The following is a 22127-nucleotide window of genomic DNA, read 5'->3' on the forward strand; positions in this document are numbered from 1 at the left end:
CTCCCCGGCACCACGCAAGACTCGCTTCCGGCTGGCGGCCTCCTTTGCCGGGCGGGGTTTGAACCCGCAGGGTCCCTTCGTGAAGTTTCCGCTCCTACATCGCTTCCTCCTCACCCAGGCTTCGCCTGGCGCACTCCAACAGCTGGACAACTTCTCCGGGACCGCGCCCGGGACAGCCCCGGCTTCATGCGGCCGTGTGGAGGTAGTTGTCGATGGCCCGGTTCACCGCCTCGGGCGCGCTCAGGTGCGGCAGGTGCCCGCGCGCGGGAATCGTCATCATCCGCGCGAGCGGAATGCGCCTCGCCATGTACTCGCCCACCTGGTTGGGCACGGCGAGATCCTCCCCGGAGTGGATGATGAGCGTGGGCACCTTCAGCCGCGGCAGATCCAACCGGTGGTCGTACTGGAAGACCATCCTCGCGAAGGCCAGCGCGATGTCCGGCCGCATGGAGGACAGCGTGCGGGCGAACTCCTGGCCCAGCTCGGGCCGCTCGGGGTTGCCCATGGCCAGGGGCGCGAAGCCGCTCGCCCAGGACTGGTAGCTGGAGTCCATGGCGTCGAAGAACGCGTCCAGCTCCGCCCGGGTGAAGCCCCCCACGTAGCCCGACTCCGGATCATCCAGGACCCGGGGCGTCGACTTGACGAAGACGAGCTGGCGGAAGCGCCGCGGCTCCACCAGCGCCGCCAGCACGCCCACCATTCCACTGAAGGAGTGGCCCACGAAGATGGCGTCGGAGAGCTTCAGCTCCCCACACAGCTCCAGCAGATCCTCGGCGTAGGCGTGGACGCCGCTGTAGCGCCGCGGATCGTAGGCGTTGAAGTCGGACCCGCCGCACCCCACATGGTCGAAGAGGATGATGCGGTAGCGCTCCTGGAACGCCGCCACCTGGTGGCGCCAGGCGCTCTGCTCGGAGCCGAAGCCGTGGGAGAAGATGAGGGTGTCCCGGCCACTGCCGAGCACCTGCACGTTGTTGCGCTTCCGGATGGCCTGGCCCATGACGCTCACACTCCCATCGAGTTGGTGAGCGTCCATCCTGCCAGCACCCCGCGTTCGCCCACTTGTCGCAACTATCGCAGGAAACGCGGATTGCAGGGTAGAGCACCTCCGTCCGGGGTTTGTCCGTCCGTCACCCAACACCCGGCCGGGAGGGCTATGGCCCCGTGCCCAGCGCGCGCACCAGGAAGTCGTCGAACCAGACTCCCGCGATGGGTGTGGCGAGCCCCGCGTCCCCCTCGCCCGTGAGCGCGGCCGGGTCCGCGTCCGTCACCGAGAGGCGGACCTGCCCGTCCACCGAGGCCGAGAGCCGCACCGGGCCCGCGCCCCACACGGACAGGGAGAGCGTCGCGGCATCCCTCGGAGACGCCTGGCCACTGGCGGCCTCGCCGAGCACCGTGAAGCCGCCGCCCCGGTAGCGGCGCAACTGGATGCGCCCCCGCGGCAACAGCACGAGCGCATAGCGTGCATCCCCCTCGGCACGCACCACGAGGCCCGCCTCGTCCACCCCGAAGGCCTGCAGCCGCGCCTGCACCTGACAGTCGGCACAGCGCGAGGGCAGCGCGAGGGCGAGGTGGAAGTACACGTCGTGCCGGCGCGAGGCCGCCAGCTTCGGCGCCTCGTATGAGTAGACGAGGGCCACGTCCCGGCCCACCGCGAGCACCTCCGCCCGGTCCGCGTGGCTGGCGTCCGGTTGGATCGCCGCGGCGAAACGGAACGTGCGCCCCCCATCGTCCGAGCGGAAGAACGACAACCCCCGGCCCTCCGCGCCTTCCTGCTGCACGGCGAACAACCAGGTAGGCGGCCGCCCGCTTCCCGTGTCGATGCGCACCGCGTGTCGTTGAGCCGGCAGGGTGAGCGCGTTTCCACCGCTCACCGGAACCACCGGCGCCAGGCTCGCGAGCACCGTCGCGAGCAGCGCCGTCGAAAACCCCACCATCCGTCCCCCTCCCCCGTATTCCCCGAGACAAACCAAGGCGCTCGGGGGCGGGAGAGAAGAGACAGGCGGCCACGGGACATGTCCCCCGGTCTCAATCGAAGAGTGGCATTCCGGTCATTGCCTTGCCGATGAAGTCGTAGAGCAGATCCGTGGTGGGCGACATCACGGTGACGGCGTGGGCGTCGCGGAAGTGCCGCTCGATGCCCACCTCCTTGCGGTACGCCGCGCCACCACACACGCGCATGCCCAACTCGGTCACCTCGGGGGCCAGCTCGCCCACGGCGGCCTTCACCTCGAGCACCCGCAGCTGCGCGTCCTCGCGCTTGGACTCGAGGGCGTCCAGCGTGTCGCGAATCAGCCCGCGCACCATGTCCGTCTTCATGCGCATGCGCGCCAGGTAGGCCCGGATGGTGGCGAGGTCCGCCAGGGACTGCCCGGTGTGGAGCAGCCGCGTCTTCGTCACGTGCGCCGCCGCCTTGCGCGTGGCGGCTTCCATGATGCCCAGGTAGCAGGCGGAGCCCAGCACCTGGAAGTGGGGCAGCACGTTGCCCATCATGATGTCGAACCCGCCTCCGTCCTTGCCGAGCATCGCCGAGCGGGGCACCCGCACGTCCCGGGCCACGATGGGGCTGGAGGAGTTGCCCCGCAGGCCCATTCCGTCGAACGCCACGGGGAACGACAGCCCGGGAGCGTTGCCCAGGACCAGCCAGAGCGTGCTCATGCCCCGGGCCTCCACCGGCTTGCTCGACCAGACGTAGCTGTCGGCCTGGCCCGCGGAGGTGGCCCAGCTCTTCTCCGCGTCCAGCCGGACGGTGCCCTCCTCCGGCACGGCGAGGGCGGTGCTCACCGGCGCCCAGAAGTGACTGCGCGAGCCCGCCTCCGACAGGGCCAGCGTCGTCACGTGGCGCCCCGCCGCGATGGCCTCGCGGATGTCTCGCGGCCCGTGCTGCTCGATGACCGCCGCGCCACAGAAGTGCATGCACAGCACCATGCCGCTGGAGCCACACGCCGTCCCCACCTGCTCCACCAGCGTGGCCGCCGCCCGGAGCCCCTGGCCTTGTCCCCCCACCTCCCTCGCGCTGAGCAGCCCAAGCAGGCCCGCCTTGCCCAGCGCGTCCATCGCCGCACGGGGATAGACACCGTAGCGGTCCACCTCCATGGCCTTGGGCTCGATGACTTCGGAAATGATGCTCTCGACGGAGTGCATGGGTCCGGATCCTCGGAGATGAAGGGGCGCCGAGGGTAACAACCCGCTGCCCCCGGAGGGCAAGGGACAATCTGCTAAGAGACCACCCCATGATTTCGCTCGAGCTGACGACCGACGACTTCCGGCGCCTGGCCCTCCGTGTCTCCACCCTCGCCGAGCAGTGGCTCGCGGAGCTGGATGCACGCACCATCGCTCCCGCCCTCACGGGGAGTGATACCGAGGCCCTCTTCGCCGAGGGGTTGCCCGAGGAAGGCATGAAGGACAGGGCGCTCGACGCACTGGGGGCGGTGATGGCCGGGACCCGCGCGGGCAACGCGCGCTTTCTCGGGTACGTGCTCGGCTCGGGCGAGCCGGTGGGCGCGCTCGGGGACTACCTCGCGAGCGTGATGAACCAGAACGTCACCGCGTGGCGCTCGTCCCCCACCATGGTGAGCATGGAGCGCGCGGTGGTGCGGGGACTGGCGGCCGCGGTGGGCTGCCACGGCTTCACCGGGAGCCTGACGGGTGGAGGCTCCTCGGCCAACCTCATGGGGTTGACGATGGCGCGCGAGGCGAAGGCCCCCGCGAACGAGGAGGGCTCGCCCTCGGGGGTGGTGTACGCCTCCACGGAAGTCCACATGTCCATCCCCAAGGCCCTGGCACTGCTCGGCCTGGGACGCCGCAACCTGCGCCTCATCCCCACGGACGCCGGGTGGCGGATGCGCCCCGACGCCCTCGAGCAAGCCATCACCGGGGACGTGGCCGCCGGCAGGCGCCCGCTGGCCGTCGTCGCCACCGCGGGCACCGTCAACACCGGCGCGGTGGATCCCCTGAAGGACGTGGCGGCCATCGCCCGGCGGCATGGGCTGTGGATGCACGTGGACGGCGCCTTCGGCGCGCTGGCGGCCCTGGCCGTCCCCGAGCACTTCGAGGGCCTCGCCCTGGCGGACTCGCTCTCCATGGACGCGCACAAGTGGCTGTATCAGCCGGTGGACTGCGGGGTGCTGCTCTACCGGGAGGCCGCCGCCGCGCGCCGTGCCTTCTCCTTCTCCGGCGACTACGTGCGCACGATGAGCTCGGACAGCGTGGAGGGCTTCGCCTTCTTCGACGAGTCCCTGGAGCTGTCCCGCCGCGCGCGTGCGCTCAAGCCGTGGCTCTCGGTGCGCTACCACGGGCTGCGCGCCTTCCGGGAGGCCATCCGCGAGGACCTGGAGAACGCCTCGCGGCTGGCGGAGCTGGTGCGGGCGGAACCGAAGCTGGAGCTGCTCGCGCCCGTGCCGCTGAGCGCGGTGTGCTTCCGCTACGTCGCGGGCCTGGCCGAGCCCGCGCGCGACGCCTTCAACACCCGGCTGATGGCGCGCCTCAACGCACGCGGCCGCGTCTACCTCTCCAACGCCACGCTGTCGGGGCGCTTCGCCCTGCGCGCCTGCTTCGTGAACCACCGCACCACGGCGGAGGACGTGCGGACGGTGGTGGCGGAGGTGCTCGCCACCGCGAAGGAGTTGCAGGGCGCGTGAGGGGACGGGACTAACCGGCACGAGGTTGGGAGAGCAGCCCCAGTTCGCGCCGGAGGCGGCTGGCGGGTGCGTGCAGTCCCACGTCCTCCAGCCGCTTGAGGGCCCACTCGAACGCCTGCTGCTCCCGGGCCACGATGACGTAGGGATAGGGCGGCCGCCACACATGGAGGAGCACGCTCAGCGCCAGGCGAACCACCGCGGTGGGGGCGATGTAGGCGGCACCGACCACCGTCCGTCGCATGGCCTCGTCATGATCCCGCGACCACTGCTCGAACCGTTTGCGCTGCTCGGGCGACATGCCCGCGGCCTGGCTCAGGTCCACGACGAGGACGTGCGGCTGTCCGCGATCCATGGAGCGGGTGGAGCGAGCGAGGTAGTCGTCGAACTCCGGGTTCGACATCTCCCCCACGATACGGGAGATGAGCAGCGGCCAGTGCGAGTCATCAATCGAAGCGAAATGGCGCGACCCGCCCATGACAGCGCTCTCCTCGTGCGTCTCCCACCGCCGCGCATTGTGCCAGTGAGGCTGTGCGCACGAGCCGCCGGATGTCCCGTCCCTCGCGGGTTCTGTCCGAAATGAAGCGGTGCCCTGGAAGGGGGAGCGGGGTCCGGTGCGTTACGGTGTCTTCCGCTCAGCGGGAGCGGGTGCCCGACGAGCCACCGGGCCGCGTCACCGGAGCGCCACTCCTCGGCGTGGACTGCGCGGAGCCCCCGGTGAGCATTCCGATGAGCGCCGAGCCGAACAGGGCCACCAGTCCCGCGAGCGCGAAGAGCAACACCCAGCGCCAGGGCTTGCCGCGCGGTGGAGCCTCCTCCTCCGCCTCGGCTTCCTCCACGGGTGGAGGCGCGGGCTTCTTCGCGAGCTTCGGAGCCCGCTTCTCGATGGGGGCCGCGGGCTTCGGCTCGGCGAGGCGGACAGGGGCGGGAGCCGGACGGGCCTCCACGACACGGGCGGCGGGCACCTGGACGGGAGTGGGCCTGGGTCTCTCGATGGCCGCGGCGGGCCTGGGCACGAACGTGGGCTCGGTCCCATCGAGCTCGTGGACTCGCGGAGCCGGAACCTTCTCCTCCAGCGCGGCGGCGAACTCCCCGCATGAGGCGAAGCGCCGCTCCGGCTCCAGGGCCATCGCCCGGAGGATGGCCGCGCGGAGCCCCGGCTCGAGGCCCGGGTGCACCACCTCCGGGGACACGAACTCCCCCCGGGTGATCTTCTCCATGATGGAGAGGTCGCTCTCGCCCTGGAAACACGGCTGCGCGGTGGCCAGCTCGTAGAGGGTGACACCGAGCGAGAAGATGTCCGAGCGGACGGTGACCTCCTCGGCCGAGCGGATCTGCTCCGGGCTCATGTACTGCGGCGTGCCCATGCGCGAGCCCTTGCGCGCCACCGGCCGGCCCTCGCCCTCGGACAGCGTGTCGGACACCTTGGCGATGCCGAAGTCGAGCACCCGCACCACCCGCCGGCCGTGCACCTGCTCCAGGAAGATGTTGGAGGGCTTGAGATCCCGGTGGATGACGCCGTGCTGGTGCGCGAACGCCATGGCCGCGAGCACCTGCCGGAAGATGTCACGCACCTCGTCCGGGCTCGGAGGCTGCTTCGCGCTGGCCAGGTACTTGTCGAGCGACTCGCCCTCCAGGTAGTCCATGACGAGGCCCGCGACGCCGGGCGCCACGACCACGTCCGTGATGACCAGGATGTTCGGGTGCCGCAGCCGCGCCTGGATGCGGCCCTCGTCCAGGAAGCGGGCGCGCAGCTCCGCGTTGCCCACCAGCTCGGGGTCCAGCACCTTGAGCGCATGGACGCTGCCCAGGGCCACGTGGCGCACCTTGTAGACGCGCGCCATCCCGCCGCCGCCCAGCTCGCGCTCCACCTCATAGCGCTCGACCACATTCCCCGGGCTCAACATGACGCGACTCTACTCCAGCTAGAAGAGCTCCCAGGGGCCCACGTGCCACCCCCGCTGGCGCCTGGCGGCGATCTTGTACCCGTCCACGATGAACGCGCCGTACCAGATGAGCCAGAAGCAGGCTCCCGCAGACCCTCCGGAAATGATGCCCTTGATGACGAACAGTGACCCGATGAGGCCGAGCACTCCCTTGGCCGTCTGCCCGTTGTAGATCTGCCCTCCGCCGGACAGGCAGAACAGGTTCAGCAGCACGGCCACGGCGGGTGAGCCCTCGGCCCGGGCCATGGCCGCCGGCGAGGAGTCCTGCACCACCTGCCTGTGACTCACGCGGACGGTGGTGACCGGAGCACTCCGCACCGGAGCAGGAGCCACCGGGGCAGGAGCCACCGGCGCCGGAGCCGGCGGCGGAGGGTACGGAGGGGTATCGGCCTTCGGGAACCGCCCGGTATTCGGAGGGTACGGAGGGGTATCTGCCTTCGGGAACCGCCCGGTATTCGGAGCGCGGTCGTCCGTCGGAAAGCGGCCGGTGTTCGGCACGTAGGTCGGCGCGAGGGCTTCCGGCTCCGGAGTCCTCGCCGGAGGGAGCTGCGCCTGCGTCACCGCGTAGGAGCGGGACGGCTTCTGGGGCGCCTGCGCACCGGCCTCGAAGGCGTGCTCCAGGGCCTCGCGGAAGGCGGCACAGTCCTGGAAGCGCTCGGCGGGGTCCACGGCCAGCGCCTTGCGGATGCAGCCGGCGATGACGGGGTGCATGCCGCCCACGACGCGCTCGGGAGGCTCGTAGGTGCCCTCCACGATGCTCTTCATCGTGTCGAAGTCGCTCGCCGCGTGGAAGGCGACCTTCCCGGTGGCGGCCTCGTAGAGGATGGCGCCGAGCGAGAAGATGTCGGTGCGCGCGTCCACCTCGCCAGCCCCGCGGATCTGCTCCGGGCTCATGTACAGCAACGTGCCCATGCGGGCGCCGGCCTGGGTGCGCGCCTTGCCGCCCGGACCCTCCTCCACCAGCTTGGCGATGCCGAAGTCCGTCACCATGGGCTGGAGCCGGCCCCGGCTGTCCTTGCCGATGATGATGTTGTCCGGCTTGAGATCGCGGTGGACGACGCCCCGCTTGTGGGCCACCTCCATGGCGTCCAGCACGGGCAGGAAGACCTCCAGGAGCACCCGGGGCTCCAGCCCCTGGCCGCGGCAGAAGTCACCGAGCGTGGGGCCCTCGATGTAGTCCATGACGAGGCCCGCCACCGGGGTGGTGACGATCTCCGTCACCTGGACGATGTGCGGATGGCGCAGGCGCGCCTGGATGCGGCCCTCGGCGAGGAAGCGCCCGCGGATGTCGTCATTGAGAGCCAGGTCCGCGTTGAGCACCTTCAGGGCGTGCGTGCTGTGCAGCCCGAGGTGGCGCACCTCGTACACGGAGGCCATGCCGCCCTGACCGAGCAGCCGGACCACCTCGTAGCGGCCATCCAGCTGCGTTCCCGGCTGGAGGAGGTTCATGTCATCACTCATACGCTCACCCGCCATGGCGATTGCATCCGCCTATCCCAGCAACCCGAGCACGCCCGACTTGTCGGGACCGGACGCGAGCACGTCCTGGGGCGTGCACTCGAGACACCCGTTGGGGCACTTGCAGTTGGCCAGGATGGCGCGGACCCACTTGAACGTGTCGTCGATGAGGGCCAGGTCCAGCGCCTCGGCCACGCCCATGCCCTGGAGGTGCCGGTCCACCACCACGATGCCGGCCGGGGCGTCCGGGAACATGCCCGGCCCCACCGGCACCACGTCCATGTCCTCGTCATTGGAGAGCAGGTGCGCCACCAGCACCCCGTCCGCCGAGCGCGCCAGGTGGACGAGCACCTGGGGCGTGGTGGCCGCGGGGAAGAAGACACCGCGCACGCGCGTGCGGTACCGGCAGCTCACCGCGCCCACGTCCACCCGGCCCGGCCGCCCCAATTGCGAGTAGCCGGTGACGCTCTCCACCACCGTCGCCTCCAGGGTGCACACCTGGTACACGCAGCGCCCGGTGCGCACCGTCTGGGGAGACTCCACCACGGTGGCGGACTCGAACTGGATGCGCAGCTGCGGCTTCGTGAGGGGCCTGTCGTTGGGCACCGGCTTGACGCGCAGCTCGTTGCGCTTGGTGTCCAGCGAGTGCAGGGGCACCTCGTAACGCGAGTCGCCCACGGCGAACACCCGGCCCGGGTAGTAGCGCGTCTCCACCAGCAGCCGGTCCACCTCGGTGAGCAGCTGGCCACTGTGCACGTCGAGGATGCGCACCACCTGCTCGCTGACGGTGCGCCGCAGCGGATTGACGGCCTCGGCGAGGCCCGCCGGGACGACGGGGCTGCGCACGGCCGGACGGCCCGCGGCCAGCCGCACCACGTGGCGCTCGGGACGGAACTTCGGCCCCAGCAGTTGCTCCACGCGCGAGCGGCCGAAGACGGCGGCCAGGGACTCCACGTCCTGCGAGCCCTCCTGCATGGCGGCCTTGAGGTGGGCCGTGGCCAGCGCGCCGTTGTGGTAGCCCACGAGCGCCCGCGGCGGCATCAACATGCCGTGGCGCGACAGCCCGTCCAGGTTGCCATCGCGCGTGAGGAAGCGCGTCACCGGGTTGTCGGCGAGGCCCCACAGCGCGTCATGCGTCTGCCCGTCCGCCAGCGGCACCCGGTGGGGGAGCGCCCGGTACGCGGCCACCAGCCACGCCTCGTCCAGCGTGCCCACCGAGGCCACGCCGAAGAGGGACACGTCGCGGACGAAGCGCAGCTCGCCGCCCCAGAAGTCCACGGCCTTGAGGTCGAACGCCCCGCCCGGGTCTCCCACCGCGGCGGGCAGCTTCGCCCCCACCACCGGCTCCAGGGCCCGGCGCACCCACGGCGTGCCGGGCTGGGAACGGAAACCCTCGACCACGCGCCACACGCGCACGGGCGCCGTGGAGCGCGGCGTGAAGGGCACCTCGCGCACGGAGATGCCGGGGAACATCTGCTCCACCAGTCCCCGCGTGCCCCCGCCGCCCACGCCCGTGGCCAGCACGCTCCAGCGCGCCCCGGCCGCCGACAGCGCCAGCTCCAGCCGCCGCAGGGTGAACATGCGGTGCGTGGAGGCCAGCGGCGTCCCCCGGTCCACGCGCGACAACAGCACCAGCCCCACCGAGAGGGCCCACAGCCGGCCACAGCCGCCCCGCGTCTCGGAGAGCGCGCGGATGCCCCCGGCGGACAGCTGCTCCACGTCCAGGAAGACGGCGGCCGGCATGCGGTTGCCCGCGAAGGCCTCGCGCATCGCCGCCTCGCCGGCCAGCAGCGGCCCCGAGGGCCACGAGCCACTGCGCGCGATGGCCTCCAGCACCGCGTCGCGCAGCGCCTCCGGCTCGTCGCTGACGACGATGCACGGCAGGCCCTCGCGCTGGAGCGCCAGCATCACGCACGAGATGAGGAAGTAGCGCTCCGTCGGGTCCGGCAGGTCGCCCACGAGCCAGCCCTGGTTGGGCGAGCCCCACGCGTTGGCGAGTTCCTCCAGCGCCCGAGGCGGAGCCCCGGTGGCGCCCGCGTCCCGCCACGCGGCGGCGCTCCAGGCGGGAGCCGGCTCCGGGTTGTTCGTGCCCGGCGTCGCGAGCAGCGGACGCGCCTGGGAGTCGAGGGCGCCCAGCTTCCGCCACATGCCCGGGACGTCCGCGCGCAGTGGCGCGGGCATCTGGGGTTGGGGAGCCTCCTCCTTGGCGGGCGGAGGCGCGAGACGCTCGGAGCGCGTCCACACCGCGAGCGCCACGGACAGCATGGGCAGCACGGCGGCCAGGTCGAGCAGCGCGCGGGGCTTGTCCTGCCGCCACGGCGCATCCACCGCGATGAGGGCCAGCACCGGCACCGCCACCAGGACGAGCGCCAGCGGATCCGCGAGCGGCACGCGGAAGGACGAGAGGCTCTTGTGGCCCGCCTCCTGGAACGCGAACACCAGCGTCGCCACGAGGAAGGCGGCGGCATGGGGCAGCGCCAGCAGCAGGACGGCGTCCAGGGGGAACCAGGTGAACACCACCTGGGGCACGCCGGGAGTCGTGCTCTGGGGCAGCGCCGTGAGCGCATGCAGCCAACCGAGCGGCCCGCCCTGCATGGAGGCACTGGCGGCCTCGACCAGACGGGTGAGGAGCACCAGGGCCAGGGTGACGAGAACGGCCTTGCCCACGGGAAGGGCGGCGCGGCGCCAGCGCGAGTTGGGACCCGGGCCGACCACGAGCGCGGCCAGGGCCCAGGCCAGCACGGGCGTGCCGAGCAACAGCAGCCAGACCAGCAGGTAGAGGGCCGTCGTCAGCTGCTGCGACAGATGCGGGAGTTGCAGCGTCATCGCGCACCTCGCGGAACCGCCACGGACTGCGGGGTGGCGCGAGCCCCCCGCGACATCTCTTCCACGGTGATGCCCTCCCAGGTGCGCAGGAAGATGACGCGCGCGGCCTTGGAGGGAGACCACAGGATGGGCAGCCGCGTGGGCATGTCCCGGAGCCCGGCATCGAGCGTGTCGCGCCCCGCCGACGGAGCGATGACGAAGCCCTCGCCGGGACGGACGCCGAGCACCGGATCTCCATGCGCGTTCAGCGGCTGGCACGGCGGAGCGAGCACCGCCCCCATCCGCGAGCCGAAGTCACGCAGCACGTCCGCGGCCTGCACGCCCGCCTCTTGATCATCCATGACGCTGCGCTCGGCCATCGGCTTCACCTGACGCCGGCTCAGCTCGGCGATGCGCTCGGGATCGCCGCACGGCACGTCCTCGAGCAGGCCGCCCTCGGGCCAGGCGCCCTCGAGCAGACGGTCCGCCCAGACGCGGTCCTCGGAAATCTCCCGCCGGGAAGCAATCCACCGGCTGATGACCTCCGGAGGCACGAGCGAGCCATGCAGCAACCCGCCCGCGCCAAGCAACGGCCCCAGGTCGTCCAACCGGGCCTCGGCGGCCGGAGTCACCCCGAGCGCCAGCAACTCCTGACGCTTGCGATCCCTCGCCTCCAGCAGCGCGTGACGGACGGCGTGCAGCCGGGCCACGGCGTTCTCCAGCGCGAGGATGGCACCCCGGCGGGCGCGCTTGCGGCGCACCACGAGCTGCAACTCCGCCTGTTTCGCGCGCCGCCCTCCCCCGCCCCGGCTGACCAGCGACTCCAGCGCGTCACGCCGGAGCTTCAGCACGCGGCGCACTTCCTTCCGGGTGTGGTTGCCCACGAAGTAGAGCCACCCGGCTCCAGCGCCTGCCGCGGCGAGCACGCCGAGAATCCACGGCAGGGCCTCGCGCCAGTCGAAGCCCGTGGTGGGCGGAGGGGCCGTCGTCGACAGCTGGGGACTCGAGAGCGTGGCACTGCCCGGGGGCGCGGCCGGAGTCATCAGGGACAGCGTGAAGAAGGAGACTCCCAGCAGCACGGCCAGCGCGAGCGCCGCCGCGGCCGCCAGCGCCATCCGCTTCGAGGGCAGCTCCAGCAGGGCCTGCTCCAGCTCCTCGCGGTGCGGGTCCACCGGCGGGCCCGCGGGCTGGGACGGGTCCAGCTTCCGCAGGGTCGCGTCCTCCTGGGCCTGCTCGTCGTGGAGCTGCGCGATGACGCGCTTGAGCCCCTGCTCGACGGAAGGCAACTGGGACAGGCCCGACGAGGGCCCGAGCGACGCATCGAACACCGCCTGGATGCCCTGCTCCACCGAGGTGGCCACTTCTGCCTCGGCGCGGTCGAGCGCACGGAAGGTCTCGTCGGTGCGGGCCTGGTCCACCGTGGTGGGCGAGGTCTCCACCGAGGCCGGCTTGAAGAGCCCGGAGTGGTTGGCGCGGATCTCCTCGGGCGTATCGAGCGGGCCCACGCGGATCTCCGCGGGCAGATCCACCGGCGAGCGGGACAGCTCGGCGGCGAGGCGCCGGGAGAGCTGCGCGGCCTGTCCCTCGACGAAGGGGGCCAACCAACGCTCGTGCTGGAGCGCGGACACGGCGCCCATGGCGAGCGTGGCATCGGTCCCGGGCTGCTGCACGCGCTCCACCAGCACACCGAGCCCGTCATACGCGGCGCGGGCGGCGGCATAGGTGCGCAGGCGGGACTCGGGCAGCTCCACGGAGGCCAGCGAGACGAAGCTCACGAGGCCCTCGTCACGGGCCGGGTGGGCCATGCGGCGGGACACCTCGTCCTCGGTGCGCAGCCCCGAGGCCACCATGCCGAGCGCGAAGGAGGCGCAGGTGGACACCATCTCCTCAGAGGAGAGGGTGCCGGCGGCGGTCTGCTGGGACACGACCCAGATGCGGGCCAGCAGGGGGAACACGGGACGGGCCCGGGCCCAGCTCTCCAGGGCGGCCAGCCGCGCGAACACCACGGAGGCGCGGGGGCTCGACAGCGCCGGCACCTGCACCACGAGGTGCAACGTGGCGGTGCGCTGCTCCGGCGGCCGGTCCGGCGGGAACATGGTGCCGTAGCCCTCGGCGAGCAGCCGCGCGGCCTGCTCGCACGCGGTGAGCAGGTCCTCGTCAGCGCCCTGCAGCGCGGCGCCGAAGGCGATCACATCCAGCCGCTGGTCGCGCCGCTCGCCCGAGCCACGGCCCGCACGCAGCAACTCCTCCAGCAGGGGCTGGAGCCCGGCGGCCACACCCGAGGGCTCGCAGCGCAGCACGCCCAACAGGGGCGAAGAGGCCTCCAGGGACTGGAGCGTGCGGCCGATGACCTCCTGGCCGAAGCGCCCCAGTCCGACCAGGACGGTGGGGTACGAGACGGCGGCGTCCAAGCTAGCTCCTCAGCTCGGCGGCGAGCGCCTCCACCACGTTGCGCTCGTCCTGGAGGAAGCGGCGCTCGGCGTCCTTCTGCTCGGAGACGGCGCGCGCGTAGGCCTCGGTGAGGCGGCGCTGGTGGGCCTGCACCTCCTCCAGCAGCTTGCCGCGAGAGGGCCGCTCCGCCGTCGCGCTCGTCCACGAGTCGCGGGCGTTCTTCTCCAGGTCTCCGCGGAGCACGGGGTCCAGGGACTCGAAGGCCTCGAAGGCACGGGCCCGGTCCGGCGCCAGCTTGTTCTTCGTGCCGGCGAAGCTCCAGTGGTAGCCCTCGTCGTCGCGCGAGATGCCGCCGAACAGGGCGCACAGCGTGAAGGCGCGCAGGCGGGCGTCGCGGGCCTCGCGGGTCGCCTGGGCCGAGCGCTCGGCGGTGCGGCGCTCCTCGGCGCGCTTGAGCTCCACGGGATCCAGGTCCGGCAGGCCCGGCGAGGACTCCCACACCGCCTCGATGTGCAGCGGATAGGTGCGGTTCTTGTCGTCGCGCACGCGCTTGTAGCCGGAGTACAGGTCGGACTGGACGTTCTTGAACCAGTACACGGGCACGCCGAGCAGCGCGCGGTAGAGCACCAGCGAATCGCGCTCCTCCCAGCCCGCCACGCGGTGGGTGCCGGACACCACGCCCTTGAGGACGCTCCAGAGCGAGCCCTCCTCGTCACTGGCGTACTTGTCGTGCAGGCCGGCGTAGAAGACGTCCGCGGGCGTCACCGTGGGATCATCGCGGCGCGTGGCGTCGATATGGGCCAGCAGCACGCACTCGTCGGACAGGCGCTTGAGCCGGTCCTCGATGCCACGGCGCACCTCGGTGGCGGACACGGCGCGCAGCTCGTCCTCCAGCTTGCCCTTGCGGCGCAGCTCCTCCAGGTCCTTCCCGGCCTTGTGCAGGGCGATGTAGCGCTGCTCCAGGTCCAGGCCCGTGGCCAGGTCCAGCCCCATCTCCTCCATCACCCGGCCGTACACCTGCAGGGCCTGGGTCTCCAGCTTGCCGCGCACGTGCTGGACGATCTCGTTGGCGTCGCGGGCGCGCAGCTGGCCGCTCGGGTCGCGCACCGGAGTGAAGGCCTCGGTGACGGAGTCGAAGATGTCGGCCACGCGGAAGTTCGCGTCGCTGTCGAGCTTGTGGCTGTAGAACTCCTTCCACAGCCGCTCGCGGCGCCGGTCATCGCGGAGCACCTCGGCGTCCAGGTAGTACTGGGCCACGTCCGAGCCCGCGTCCACCGCGGCGGGGTCCTTGCGGAAGCGCTCGGCCTGGGACTCGGCGTCGCGGGCGCGCTCGTCGGCCACCTGGGCCACCTTGCGGAAGGACTCCAGCCGGGCCTCGGCGTCCTTGCGCAGCTCGCTCTCGAAGGACTTCCAGAAGAAGCGCTTGATCTCGTCGCGGAACTCGTTGGCCCAGCTCTCCACCTTGGCCACCGCGCGCAGCTTGGCGGCGGCGAACGCCTTGTTGTCCCGGTCCGTGAGGCTCTGGAAGAAGCCGGGCTGCGCCTGCTTCGTCATCTCCGAGTCCAACCGGGCGATCTCCTGGCGCAGCTCGGGGCTGTCCAGGTCGGGCGGCGCGCCCTCGGCCTTGAGGTAGGCGCCCTCCTCCGGGTCCTTGAAGGGGACGACGAAGGACTGCTCCAGCAGGCGCACGAGGAAGAGCCGCTGGGCGATGGGGTTGACCTCGTACTCCTTGAAGAAGGACTCGAAGAAGCGGCCGGTGCGCACGTCACCGCGCTGGGCCTCGAGGTACTCGCCGCACACGCGGGCGCGCGACTCGTCCTTGGCCCGCCGCAGCACCGCGATGGCCCGGCTCAGCGACGGGTTGCCCGGGTTGATGGACTGCTTCTCCACGTCCGGGATGTCGATCTGCTCGTCCAGCCGGCCGAAGATGGCCTCCAGCTTCTCGCGGAAGGCCTCGCCGAGGTTCTTCCCGCCCTTCCCAATCTGCTGCTGGATTCCGTAGAACTGGCCCTTCTCGTCGCGGCGCTCCTCGTCCGAGGCGCGGAAGGCCACGTAGCCCTTGAACTTCTCGTCGATGCGGCGGTTCTTCTCGTTGGGCTCCAGCCGCTGGAAGGCGGGGTCGCCGTAGGGCACCTGGAAGTCCGGGTGGTCCGCGCCGAAGCAGAGGAACTGCCGGAAGGCGCTCGCCACGTAGCGCAGGCCCGCGTACTTGAGGAGGTCGCGGCGGGGCAGCTGCAGCAGCGCGGTGCCGAACGAGCCGTAGTGCACGGAGAAGTGGCCCAGGGCGAGCTTCTTCTGGTGCTTCTCGTAGTTGTCGTACTCGCCGGCCTGCGCGCCGAGCAGCGGCGAGAAGATCTGCAGGTAGCAGGCATCGGCCACCGCGTTCTCGTACTTCTCGATGGAGAGCTGGTCGGGCCGGTCGATGAGGTAGGTGAGCGTGAAGGGGCGCTCGCCGACGACCTGGCGGTCGCGGTCCTGGCTGCCCGGGTCGTAGTGGAGCTCGATCTCCCCCGAGCCCCCGGCGTAGTCGAGCTGGCGGTTGAGGAACTCCAGCTCCTTGAGGGCGGCGTAGCCGTTGGCGAGGATGTCCGGGTGGAGCTGGGGCTTCACCTTGTCGAGGAAGGCGGTGGGCAGGGTGAGCACGCCGGTGACGTTGGGGCGGCCCCAGCCCGCGTCGAGCACCATGCGCCGCAGCAGGTAGGCCATGGGCAGGAAGCCGCCCGAGCCGGTGCCGCCGGCCACGGAGCCGTAGAGCATGACGCGCACGACGCGGTTCTCGTTGTCGCGCCAGGGGTTCTCGCGGCGGGTGGACTCGTCGAGCAGCTTCTGGAGGGCCTTGCGGATGCCGCGGCGGTCCTCCTCGAGGTTGTAGTAGAGGCGCAGGCGGCTCTCCATGCGGATCTGCCCGGCGCCGGCGCCCTGGGTGGAGCGGAACTGGTAGGTGGAGGGGACCCACTGGGTGACGAGCTTGTCCTCCTGGAGCTCGCGCTGGCCGCGCTTGCGCTCGATATAGGCGCGCGCGTCGAAGGCGGAGATGAGGAAGCGGTTCTCCACCGGGACGTCCTTGAGCTTGTCGAGGTCGTCCTTGTTGGTGTCGATGGCCACGAAATGGGTCATCGACTTGATGCGCTCCCAGTTGGGATGGCGGCGCAACCGGCCGGCGAGCAACTGGACGATCTTCCCGCCGTTACCACCGAGCCCCACGAACAACGTGGGGTTGAATTTCTCCGTCGCGAGCAGCCCCAAGACATCCCCCTTCAGTCAGCTCCACAGCAGCTAGAGAGTGGGAGCATGCTATAGCATGCGGTGGCGTGTCCTGGGGGCCGAGGAATACTCGTGGTGCGCCCGGCCTTCACGTGGAGATTCGGCTCTCAGGTGGACGCGGAGGAAGCGTGTGCTACGAGGGCTCCTTCAATCAGGAGTAGGCGAGGTCCATGGCGAACGCACGGCTCACGGCGATTGAAATCGAGCGGTTCAAGAGCTACCGCAAGCGGACCCGTGTGGAGTTCGCGCCCCTGACGGTACTGCTGGGGCGAAACAACAGCGGCAAGAGCACCCTCATCCAGGCCCTGTTGTTACTGAAGCAGACGCTCGCCCTACCACGCCCCGAAGTGCCCTTGCATCTGGAGGGCATGGTGGACGCGTTGTCACTGAGGGAGCTGACGTCCGGCTGGCCCGAGGGACCGGAAATCCAGGGGCCGTCCTTCAGCCTCGAGTGGACGTCCACGGTGGACATCGACGCCGCATTGGAGCAGGCCCGTTCACCAGACCTGGCTGAACTCCGTGGCAATACAGGCCTTGAGTGGCTGATGGATGCCGCAACTCCAAAGTTCCGTTCAGTGACAACTCGCCTAACGCTGGAATATGCCGAGTCTAACGGCAAAACAATCCTCAAAAGCATCCTGCTCGCCTCATTGCAAGAGAATTCAAAGCCATCCTTTTTCATAGGGCGACATCAGGAATCAGGCCAATACGCGTGTTTCTGGCACTCTAAGGGATGGTCACAATACCAACACGCAAGCAAGCTGAGCGTCGAGCTGGAGCACTTCCTACCCTATCTGCTCATCGAGCGGCGCAACGTTGGACCTCGCGACCGGCAACGGTCCTGGCATAATGCCTTTCTGCTGCTCTTTGCCCAACCGCTGGAAGATCTCAAGGCACTCCTGACGGGATTCTCCTATCTTGGATCGATCAGAACGCTTCCGCCCTCCCTGTACCGGCCCGCGACGGTGCCTCCAGAGGAGATCGGAATCAGCGGTGAGTATGCAGCTCAGATGCTCCATGCACGCCGGGCTGATGCCGTGCACTACCTTCCCCCGCTGCACCTGAAAGACGATCAGGTCGTCATTCCCGACACCATCCGCGAGAGTGCCCTCGTAGATGGCGTCAACGATGTCCTACGAGCCTTGGGAGTGGATACGTCTCTCGAAGTCGAAGAGGTCAGGGACGTGGGCTTCAGGCTCCTCTTCGGCCGAGCAAACCTCCAGCACGTCGGACGAGGGCTCAGCTACCTGCTACCCGTCATCCAGCTGGGTCTGATCTCCGATCCTCTGAGGTTCAAGACCACGGGCCCACTCGACCTCGAAACCTATCGAGAGAAGTGCCCCAGCTATGGCCACTGCGCATTCGAGGAGCCCGAGGCCCACCTCCATCCGAAAGTTCAAACGCGCCTCGCCCACTGGTTGGTGGCACTGGCCATGGCCCGTCGGCAGCTCCTGGTCGAGACTCACAGCGACCATCTTGTCCGGCGCCTGCGTGGACTCATCGCACGAGCCGGAGCTGGCAGTGAGTTGGAGCGCTGGCTGCTCGAGAACATCCGAGTCCTCCAGGTCGAGCAGACTGGAGGCGAGTCCGAGGTCCAGGTCGCGCGCCTGACGACACGCGGAGGGTTGGAGGAGTGGCCCTCGGATTTCATGGATGAAGCCACCGGTGAGGAGCGATCCATCTACCATGCCGCGCTGGACAAGCCGGAAGAAACGATGGCCGTGGAGGCACCTCCTCCAGACGAGGCGCCCGTTGAGCATGACGTGGGGGAGGAACCGGAACCGTGAAGGTCATCTTGGATCCCGCCCTCTTTCTCACCCAGGTGCCGGATCGCCTCTCCGCCGATGAAGATGCGGAACTCACCCGCCTCGTGGCAGATGCGGTCCGCGTCTGCCGCCAACGCGGCTACCAGGTGGTAGCAGCCGGGCCCTATTGGAAGAGGATGCAACAGGAACTGGTGCGTCCTCTGGAACGTGTTGGCGGTCGTGAGTTGAAAGCGGGCCTCGACACCTTGCGCTCACTTGCAGTGCCACAAAACCTCCCGGTGGCCCCTGCTGGCAGCCGCAAGAAGGTCTGGGGTGTCAAACAGCTCTTCGACTGGCCAAGACTTGGCAGCGGCTGGCTGGAGCAGATGGAGCAACTGCTCATCGGCTGTGCCCTGCTTGGGGGACCGTTCATTCTACTGGTACGTCATTTCGAAGGCCGTAACCAGAAGACATACGCGACAGGCCGCTGCGAACTCGTGGAGAAGATGCGCTGGCGCCTCTACATTCAGGTGACCGGCCAACCTCAATGCACCATTCCATGCATCCGCAACCCACGCAATCTCCTCGTGGATTGGACTCAGCGCTTTGACGAGAGCCTACCTGCGCAATCCGATGGAGCCCGATTTCCCTTCTGCCCGCCTGAGAAATGGTGGCGCCGACATGTCGAGCCGTTCCGGACGATGCAGTCCAAACCCGCCTGGATCGACGTGCGAGACAATGGCTGGGCTCGCCCCGCCACGGGTGGGGGTCGTCACTGGGATGTGTACATCGCTGATCCGAAGCTGGCCGAAAGCATCGGGCTAGGTCAGCTCAACATCGTCCAGTGGGAAGTGCGCCCCGAAGGCAAGATCGGAGACATTCACCACACGCCCACCGGGAAACAAAGCCGACTCGCCGACACGACCGGTTGGTCGTGTGACTGATCTGTCAAGTACCGGGATGACGGGCGTCAGAGCGCCCATCAAGGATGCGTGGCAGCAGCAAGGCCTGGAGTTCCACCACCCCCCTGGGAAAGCTAGTGGAGTTCTGCCCCAACCTCGCCGAAGAGCGATGGATAAAAACCCCGGCCCCCCTACATCCTGAGCAGCGCGCGAGAACTCACGGTGCCCCCAAGTAACGCTCCGTTGCGCACAGGAACGCCTCCTGCACGAGATGGGGGTGGAAAAGAAGCTTGTGCCTTGTGGCTCCTCGCGACATGCCCTGTTAGGTTAGTCTGCGCCATGCGTCATCCACTACTTTTCCGGTTCCCCCTGCTGCTCGTCCTCGTGGCATCCGAGGCCGTCCCCCAGGTCTGCGCGCCCACCGAGCGGACCCTCATCCTCTCGGAGCATCCGAGGACCGAGGCGCCCAAGGTGTACGTCGGCGGCCAGACCGCGACCGTCCTCCGCCTGGAGAAGGACTGTGACCCCGCGCGGACGAGCATGCTGGGATGGAAGGGGCACTTCGAGCCCTTGATCTGCCGGGACAGGTTCGTGCTGCTGTACCCACTGCGCGACCTCACGCCGAGCGACCGTTTCCTGCTCCAGGTGACGCTCACGGATGGGACAGAGCTCCCGTTCATCGTGACCGCACACCCACAGGCCTACAGCGACCGCCAGGTGGACCAACAGGTGAACGTGTTCGAGAACCGCGAAGGGTACGACGCGGTGCTCTCATCCCTGTATCGCGCGCTCGATAGAGAGCGAGAGCTCCGCGAGGAGAACGAGCGTTACCGCAAGGAGGAGAACTCGATCGACCACGCCTACGCCACGCTTCTGGCCAATGGCGCGGTGAAAGCAGTGCCCTTTCGCCTGGAGAAGACCCTCACCCTCAAGGATGGAGATACCTCCATGGTGATCAAGCTCTTCTCGGGGAAGGGGAAGGCCGCGGTCGTGGTCAACCTCAACAACACGTACTCCGATCAACCCTGGACGCTCGGAGAGACTCGGCTGACGGCTGACTCGACCTCGCACACGGCCAGGCCTTTCGCGCTCCGAATGAACCCATCCGAGATCATCCCGGGAGCGTCAGGCGCGCTCGCCGTCGTAGCGGACAAGAGTGCTTTTGTCTCGCAAGAGGGCCTCGTTGATCTGACTCTGGAAATCTTCCGAGGCGATGGGCTCCGGCAAGTAGCCATCTTGTTGGACCGCCGCCTCATTCGCTAATTCAGGAGCGGCGATCATGCCCACGTTGAAGTTGCTTCTCTTCTTTTCCGCACTCGTCCTTCTTGCGTCTTCCGGATGCACCACGACCCCCGGCGGCATCACGCTGCGCCCGGACGGCACTCCCGGCCCGGAGGCATGCCCGGCGAAGGCACTCGAGGTCATGCGGTATCTGAAGTTGCATGTCGGGGACGCGGCGCTCGTGGAGCTCGATGCCAACCAGATGGGGGCGTGGCCCATCACGATCTACGACGGACCCATCGAGAGCGTCTTGCAGGACGATTTCGGAACGATCGAGGCTCCCGCGCGCTTGTACGGATGGGTCTGGACAGGAGGGCCACAGGTCGTCATCCGGTACTACGAGGCGCATCCTCTGGACGGCGACAAGGTTCCCATCTGCGCCGTGGCTCGACTTGGAGACGGCCAGTTCAGGAAGCGGCCCGAGTCGAAATCAGGGACGGCCATCCTCAATGCCTCCGTCGCCTCCGCGTTCGTCGTCGAATCGTTCCGGTAAGGCAGTCAGGGTTTGTCCGTGCAGGCATTACCCCATCCCGGGGACCCTTACTGGCCCGGCTCCACGCCCACTCCTGACTTGGGCTGCCCGGCACCGACGTAACGCGCCGGTACCGGCACGCCCTGGCGGAGGATCATCGACACGAAGCTCAGCAGCCCGCTGGTGAGCAGGGACCCGGCGAAGCGGAGCAAGGCCCCCCGCTGGCCATGCGAAGCCAACGAGCAGCAACGGCAGCAGCAGGCACGTGCCCAGCACGGGCGCCACGTCACTCCAGGGGCCCACCCCGAAGTTCTCCGCCAGCGCGTGCATCAGAGCGGCCCGGCTCCTACTGGGGGTCTGGCTTGTCTGGAGGGGGCTCAAGCTCGTCTGGCAGACGCGTCCGGAGGAATCTCCACCCTTTCACCCCCCTGAGTACGGTGAACCCTTGACCCCCAATGGTGACGAGCGCGCCATCATCGACCACACCACTGGCGAGCACCGCATCCGCGTCTTCTCTCGTCGCGAATGCGTGAGAAATGGTCAGTGGCTTGCCAGCGATAAACTCCCGGAAGTAGTTGCGGTAGTCCTCCAGCTTGTCGATGTCTCGGACATAGAGCAGCGACACCGCAGCGATTCGGAGCGCTTCTTCTTCCGGCGAGCCCTTCGGGTACTTGTCGCTCACGGTGCCGAGCGTCTTCATCACTGATTCAACATCAAATTCTGGATTATAGGTCATTGGAGCACAGGTTTAGAGTGCAAGAGGAGCCAGAATCAGCGCGCCAGAACCGCCTGTTGTGAGGACAAAGGCAACACCGGCGATGATGACGACAGTCCCAAGAGCTACTTCAGCCTTGTGATTCCTGATCCAATCAACCGCCTCATCCATACGCGAGAACTTCAGTTCCCTCGCCTTCTGCTCATTTGACTTTTCGCACTCATTGTAAAGCTTGCGGCACTCCCTGGTGCAATACTCACGATACCAGCCATCCTTCTTCGTGTGAGGATATGGCCGTGGCTCCGCGTTCCAGCATTCGTCGTAACACTCACGCTCCTCTGCTTCGCAGTTACGGAAGCCAGAGCCGCCAGTTCCAAGAGCAGTGCCGACTCCGTGAGCGTCCTCGGAGATGACGTAGATTCGAGATTCCGGCCGTTGCGAATGGGCACATCCCATGCCGGCCGCCACGGCGGCAACGACCAGAACATTCCAGTTCAGCCCCGTCCGCCTCATG

Annotated in this window: 17 protein-coding genes; 5 read left to right on the forward strand and 12 right to left on the reverse strand. The window is 69.0% G+C overall.

Features of this window, described 5'->3' with window-relative positions; all coding sequences use genetic code 11:
* Positions 1–184: 184 nt before the first annotated feature.
* The 3 genes from VFZ09_RS15330 to VFZ09_RS15340 all read right to left on the reverse strand — a co-directional run bounded on the left by VFZ09_RS15330 (position 185) and on the right by VFZ09_RS15340 (position 3141).
* Positions 185–997 carry an alpha/beta hydrolase gene (locus VFZ09_RS15330; protein ID WP_329728318.1) on the reverse strand — a complete coding sequence of 271 codons (813 nt, stop codon included), beginning with the start codon at positions 995–997 and terminating at the stop codon, positions 185–187.
* 154 nt (positions 998–1151) lie between these two features.
* Positions 1152–1934, reverse strand: coding sequence for a hypothetical protein (locus VFZ09_RS15335; protein ID WP_329728319.1), 783 nt, complete (start codon positions 1932–1934; stop codon positions 1152–1154).
* Between the two features lie 91 nt (positions 1935–2025).
* On the reverse strand, positions 2026–3141 hold the full coding sequence (locus tag VFZ09_RS15340; protein WP_329728320.1) for an acyl-CoA dehydrogenase family protein: 1116 nt from the start codon (positions 3139–3141) through the stop codon (positions 2026–2028).
* An 89-nt stretch (positions 3142–3230) separates the two neighbouring features.
* Between VFZ09_RS15340 and VFZ09_RS15345 the strand changes: the two genes are divergently transcribed.
* A complete protein-coding gene (locus VFZ09_RS15345; protein ID WP_329728321.1) occupies positions 3231–4637 on the forward strand; it encodes a pyridoxal phosphate-dependent decarboxylase family protein in 1407 nt (468 codons plus the stop codon).
* Positions 4638–4647: 10 nt separating this feature from the next.
* On the opposite strand, the gene VFZ09_RS15350 is transcribed toward VFZ09_RS15345, so the two are convergent.
* The 6 genes from VFZ09_RS15350 to VFZ09_RS15375 form a co-directional block, all read right to left on the reverse strand.
* Positions 4648–5112 carry a hypothetical protein gene (locus VFZ09_RS15350; RefSeq protein ID WP_329728322.1) on the reverse strand — a complete coding sequence of 155 codons (465 nt, stop codon included), beginning with the start codon at positions 5110–5112 and terminating at the stop codon, positions 4648–4650.
* A 157-nt stretch (positions 5113–5269) separates the two neighbouring features.
* Complete coding sequence (locus tag VFZ09_RS15355; protein ID WP_329728323.1) at positions 5270–6541, reverse strand: serine/threonine-protein kinase; 1272 nt, start codon at positions 6539–6541, stop codon at positions 5270–5272.
* Positions 6542–6559: 18 nt separating this feature from the next.
* On the reverse strand, positions 6560–8056 hold the full coding sequence (locus VFZ09_RS15360) for a serine/threonine-protein kinase (protein ID WP_329728324.1): 1497 nt from the start codon (positions 8054–8056) through the stop codon (positions 6560–6562).
* A 15-nt stretch (positions 8057–8071) separates the two neighbouring features.
* Complete coding sequence (locus VFZ09_RS15365) at positions 8072–10864, reverse strand: DUF1998 domain-containing protein (protein WP_329728325.1); 2793 nt, start codon at positions 10862–10864, stop codon at positions 8072–8074.
* A complete protein-coding gene (locus VFZ09_RS15370) occupies positions 10861–13254 on the reverse strand; it encodes a hypothetical protein (protein ID WP_329728326.1) in 2394 nt (797 codons plus the stop codon). Before VFZ09_RS15370 ends, VFZ09_RS15365 begins: the two co-directional genes overlap by 4 nt.
* Position 13255: 1 nt before the next feature.
* Positions 13256–16480 (reverse strand): tubulin-like doman-containing protein, encoded by a 3225-nt coding sequence (locus VFZ09_RS15375; RefSeq protein WP_329728327.1) that lies wholly within the window; start codon positions 16478–16480, stop codon positions 13256–13258.
* A gap of 188 nt (positions 16481–16668) precedes the next feature.
* Between VFZ09_RS15375 and VFZ09_RS15380 the strand changes: the two genes are divergently transcribed.
* From VFZ09_RS15380 to VFZ09_RS15395, 4 genes are all read left to right on the forward strand, one after another.
* Entirely contained in the window at positions 16669–18285 is a 1617-nt protein-coding gene (locus VFZ09_RS15380; RefSeq protein WP_329728328.1) for an AAA family ATPase, read from the forward strand.
* Complete coding sequence (locus tag VFZ09_RS15385) at positions 18282–19187, forward strand: hypothetical protein (protein WP_329728329.1); 906 nt, start codon at positions 18282–18284, stop codon at positions 19185–19187. Before VFZ09_RS15380 ends, VFZ09_RS15385 begins: the two co-directional genes overlap by 4 nt.
* Positions 19188–19442: 255 nt before the next feature.
* Positions 19443–20408: a DUF2381 family protein gene (locus VFZ09_RS15390; protein ID WP_329728330.1), complete on the forward strand. Its 966-nt coding sequence runs from the start codon at positions 19443–19445 to the stop codon at positions 20406–20408.
* Positions 20409–20424: 16 nt separating this feature from the next.
* A complete protein-coding gene (locus VFZ09_RS15395; protein ID WP_329728331.1) occupies positions 20425–20919 on the forward strand; it encodes a serine/threonine protein kinase in 495 nt (164 codons plus the stop codon).
* Between the two features lie 47 nt (positions 20920–20966).
* On the opposite strand, the gene VFZ09_RS15400 is transcribed toward VFZ09_RS15395, so the two are convergent.
* The 3 genes from VFZ09_RS15400 to VFZ09_RS15410 all read right to left on the reverse strand — a co-directional run bounded on the left by VFZ09_RS15400 (position 20967) and on the right by VFZ09_RS15410 (position 22126).
* Positions 20967–21110, reverse strand: a complete 144-nt coding sequence (locus VFZ09_RS15400; RefSeq protein WP_329728332.1) for a hypothetical protein — start codon at positions 21108–21110, stop codon at positions 20967–20969.
* A 134-nt stretch (positions 21111–21244) separates the two neighbouring features.
* A complete protein-coding gene (locus VFZ09_RS15405) occupies positions 21245–21598 on the reverse strand; it encodes a hypothetical protein (protein WP_329728333.1) in 354 nt (117 codons plus the stop codon).
* A gap of 48 nt (positions 21599–21646) precedes the next feature.
* The gene (locus tag VFZ09_RS15410) at positions 21647–22126 is read right to left on the reverse strand and encodes a hypothetical protein (protein ID WP_329728334.1); all 480 of its coding nucleotides are present in this window, start codon (positions 22124–22126) and stop codon (positions 21647–21649) included.
* Position 22127: the final 1 nt, after the last annotated feature.

The organism is Archangium sp., from assembly GCF_036277355.1.
Classification (GTDB): domain Bacteria; phylum Myxococcota; class Myxococcia; order Myxococcales; family Myxococcaceae; genus Archangium.